The organism is Burkholderia sp. PU8-34, from assembly GCF_053427725.1.
The window spans coordinates 1-319 of record NZ_JBSAXC010000089.1 but is presented as its reverse complement, the minus strand read 5'-3'; the positions used below and the strand labels follow the sequence as shown (position 1 = coordinate 319).

General features: G+C 61.4%; 1 protein-coding gene. It reads right to left on the bottom strand.

What is annotated here, in order from left to right:
* Positions 1–319: hypothetical protein (locus ACV22Z_RS35850; RefSeq protein ID WP_448080958.1), on the bottom strand; the 319-nt coding region annotated here is incomplete at both ends.

Here is a 319-nt window from a genome sequence, read left to right as displayed (position 1 = left end):
GTTGCCTGCCGCTGCGCGGACAATGTGCCGGCTTGATTCGACAAGGATGCGGCGGTCAGAGCAAGTGCGCCATTGGTCGCGATCGAACCGCCCTGGTTCGAAAGCGCGCCGGTCCCGATAGTCAGCGTCCCGTTGCCAGCGTGTGCAATTTTTCCACGGTCGTTGATCAGCGCGGCCGGCGTGAGGTTCAGATCAGCGCTGTTCGTTTGTACGGTTCCCAAACTATTGTCGAGCGTGCCGGAAACGGCGATCGTGGTCGGATTGGTTCCGGTCTGCGTGATCGTGCCCGCCTCGTTTTTAAGGTCGGTCGCCGTCAGCG